Source organism: Clostridium sp. 1001275B_160808_H3 (assembly GCF_015550425.1).
GTDB lineage: Bacteria > Bacillota > Clostridia > Clostridiales > Clostridiaceae > Clostridium.
Genome location: NZ_JADNAT010000050.1, coordinates 1 through 2,448 on the forward strand (window position 1 = coordinate 1; position 2,448 = coordinate 2,448).

Genomic DNA, 2,448 nt, shown 5'->3' on the forward strand with positions numbered 1-2,448 from the left:
TGAGTTGGCTTGATTGCGATGTTGAGTTAAAAAAATAGCATATATATAAGCATTTACAAGTGGTTTAAACTTGGTTAAAGTTAAATATATGCATCTCAATATCGCAATCAATTACTAGAACGAAGTCGCTAAAAGCTGCCGCCCCGTATGGGGATTCAAAAATTCACGACCATGTTTTAAATTTATAATTTATATAATTCACTTAATATTCTGTAGTTCGTATTTGGAAAATTAAGGTTATATCTTATTTTAGTATATAGCATCCCCCTCCCCATAATCAAGTGCTTATTTACTTTTACTTTTATTTATGGTGGGGAAGCACTTCTGGGCATGATTTTCTCTATTTTTATTAAATTTCCATTCTCACATTTACTACACTTACCTATATTTATTCCTGTTAATTTAAAAAATAGCTCCGCTGACGATAGATTCTCAAAATCTTTTGGTTTAATCCTAAAGATCTCTATGCAGCGCTTAAATTTTAGTTTTTTATTTCTATTTCCTAGAATACCGTAATGTCTTATTTTTACAAATCTATCTGGTAATACATGCATTGAAAATCTTCTGATAAATTCTTCTGGTTTTAAGGTCATTACTTTTTCTTTATTTTTATCTCTATAATCTCTCCACTTAAATATAACTTTTTCTTCATCAACTTTAATAATTCTATTATCTGATATTGCTACTCTATGAGTGTATCTACCTAAATATTGCAATACATATTCCGCACTACTGAAAGGTGCTTTACTATAAACAATCCATTCTTTTTTGTATAAATTATCTTTAAATACATTAAAGACTTCTTTAAATTGAAATTCTTTAATACTGTTTGGAAATTTCATCTTATTATTTTTGTAAAGTTCATTTAAATAAAATAAATATTTTCCTCTAAATTTTCTTGAAAGCACCTTCACAGGAATAAAGAATTTCTTCTTTGACTTTATCCATTTACTGTTGTCTGTACTTAATCCCCCACCGGGTACTATACAATGTATATGAGGATGAAACATTAAGTTTTGACCCCAAGTATGCAAAATTGTTGTAAATCCTATATCAGCATTTAAATATTTCTTATCCTTTGCTAATTCTAGCAAAGTTTCGGAAACAGCTGAAAAAAGGATAGAATACATTTCTTTTTGATTAAATAAAGTTAAAGAATTTAATTGTTCTGGTATAGTAAAAACAATATGAAAATAGTGAGTTGGTAACAACGATTGACTTCTCTCATAAATCCATATTTCTTTAGCATAAGACTGACACTTAGGGCAATGACGATTTCTACAAGAATTATAGGAAACCTTTGTTTCTCCGCACTGGTCGCACTCATATACATGGCCGCCAAGCGCAGCAGTTCTACAATCTTTAATAGAATATAATGCTTTTAGAATATTAGATGGTAATTTTTTTGATTTAGTATAAGATTCACCGTGTAATTCCATAATATGTTGAAGTGAATTCATGAAACTACTCCAATGTATCTAATGGATTCTTTATATTTAATGTTTTATAATCTCTTACATGTAAATATATTGAGGTTGTTTTCATATTTGAATGTCCCATTAACGCTTGGATAATTACTAAATCAACACCATCATTCATTAGATGGGTGGCGAAAGAATGTCTTAAAGTATGTGGAGTAGCTTTTTTACTTATTCCTGAATTTTTCACAGCTTTTTCAATTGCACTTTGAACTCCACGACTAGTTAGCTTTTTCTTTGTTTGTCTTGATATAAATAAGTAATCATTAGGAGAGTAATTTTTATATCCAAACTTCTTCCAATACAGTCTTAATAACTCTAAGTTTTTCTGTGATAATAAAGTATATCTTTCTTTGTTTCGTTTGCCATTTCTAACTCTAATTTTCATTTCAGCACTTATAATATCAGATATTCTTAAATTTATAACTTCGCTAACGCGTAAGCCGGCAGAATATATGGTTGATAATATTGCTTTATGCTTTAAATAAGTAGTAGATTCCAATAAAAGTTTTACTTCTTTCTTAGTTAAATAATTAGGTAAATTTTTATCATATCTAAGTCTTGGAACTCTTAAATCACTCCAGGATCTTTCAAGTGTCACAACATAAAAGAATTTTAGAGTACTATTGATATAATTTACAGTCCCTCTGCATAATTTTCTAACATTAATGCAATAATCTAGATATTGGATAATTTCCTTTTCACCTAACATTTCAGGTGATTGATTATAGAATTTAGAAAAACATCTCATAGTACAGACCATATTTTTAATAGTATCTTTACTACGACCACGAAGTTCTAAATCCTTAATCATTTTTTCAATTTTTTGATACATTTTATCACTCCTTAAAAGGTGTATAAAATGTGAGAAGTGAAGCTTCCTTGAGAAAGAAACTTCACTTCTTATTTTTTCCATATAAAATTAAGTTTAATCACTGCCATCTGCCGTCGCTTTTAGCGATTTAGTTCT

Annotated in this window: 2 protein-coding genes; both read right to left on the reverse strand. The window is 28.7% G+C overall.

Annotation, left to right across the window (positions count from 1 at the left end):
* Window positions 1-305 precede the first annotated feature (305 nt).
* Entirely contained in the window at window positions 306-1,460 is a 1,155-nt protein-coding gene (locus I2A75_RS17795) for an IS91 family transposase (protein WP_195266933.1), read from the reverse strand.
* Window positions 1,461-1,464: 4 nt separating this feature from the next.
* Window positions 1,465-2,313: a tyrosine-type recombinase/integrase gene (locus I2A75_RS17800; RefSeq protein WP_195266934.1), complete on the reverse strand. Its 849-nt coding sequence runs from the start codon at window positions 2,311-2,313 to the stop codon at window positions 1,465-1,467.
* Between the last annotated feature and the right edge of the window lie 135 nt (window positions 2,314-2,448).